The organism is Neoluteolibacter marinus (assembly GCF_014904755.1).
Lineage (GTDB): Bacteria > Verrucomicrobiota > Verrucomicrobiia > Verrucomicrobiales > Akkermansiaceae > Haloferula > Haloferula marina.
This window is the reverse complement of sequence record NZ_JACZFQ010000316.1, coordinates 1-549: the sequence shown is the minus strand read 5'-3', so window position 1 is coordinate 549 and position 549 is coordinate 1. Positions and strand designations below refer to the sequence as shown.

The following is a 549-nucleotide window of genomic DNA, read 5'->3' as shown; positions in this document are numbered from 1 at the left end:
CGCGGGGGCTTCGAATCCAGCTCGGAGCCCATCTCCGGAGCCTTCACCTGCTCAGTCATCAGATCTGCCCCTCGATGCTCTCGATCATGGACTGCCACTGGGGCCCGGGCTCCGCGCGTCCGTCCAGGATGGCGTTCTCCGTGGTGCCCCAGAAGCTCCACACCGCTCCCATGGCCGGGATCGACGGCATGGGCAGCGCCAGCTCGTCGGCGATCCTGGCGTACTCGGTGCGCAGGGGATCGTCGTCCATCGCCTCCACGGCGGTGATGGAGGCAGGAGGCCGCCCTGTGGATTCGTAGAGGGCGGTCTGCGCCTCGGTGGTGGGCAGCCAGTTGGTCACGAAGTCATGTGCGGCGACCGGATTCGCCGCGTGGGCGTTGACGAACAGCGCCTGGACTCCGGCGAACGGCCGAGCGGGCTGGTCACCGGCTGGCGGCACGGGGAGCACGGTGCACCTCATCCCGGCCGCCTCGATCGCCGCGAGCTCCCACGGCCCTCCGATCAGGAAGGGCGACTCTCCGTTGAGGAACGCCTCAGAGGCGATGTCGG

At 69.2% G+C, this 549-nt stretch carries 1 protein-coding gene; it reads right to left on the bottom strand.

What is annotated here, in order from left to right:
* Window positions 1-58: 58 nt before the first annotated feature.
* Window positions 59-549 (bottom strand): extracellular solute-binding protein (locus IG178_RS25050; RefSeq protein ID WP_193215279.1); only part of this gene is annotated, 491 nt, incomplete at its 5' end.